The following is a 216-nucleotide window of genomic DNA, read 5'->3' as shown; positions in this document are numbered from 1 at the left end:
GATGAATTATAAAATTAAGTGCAACACCCCAAAGTGAACACAAAAAAGCCCATGACGCTTTCCTCGTGTAGAATGAAGTCACCACAACACACATTCAGACGGAGGAAATCTCATGAGCTACACCCATCTTACCACAACGGAACGCGTGAAAATAGAGACCTATCTGGAGCTCGGGATGTCCATCCGGTCCATCGCGAGACGGCTCGGGCGACAGCC

General features: G+C 49.1%; 1 protein-coding gene. It reads left to right on the top strand.

From position 1 onward, the window contains the following. Nucleotides 1-112: 112 nt before the first annotated feature. Nucleotides 113-216, top strand: a 104-nt coding sequence (locus tag KNO71_RS17565) for a helix-turn-helix domain-containing protein (protein WP_214689707.1), incomplete at its 3' end; no start/stop codon positions are given.

The sequence above is a fragment of the Exiguobacterium sp. s163 genome, from assembly GCF_018617135.1.
In the GTDB taxonomy this organism is placed as follows: Bacteria; Bacillota; Bacilli; order Exiguobacteriales; family Exiguobacteriaceae; genus Exiguobacterium; species Exiguobacterium profundum.
Note: the sequence above shows the minus strand (reverse complement) of the source record. Positions and strands in the feature narration are given on the sequence as shown.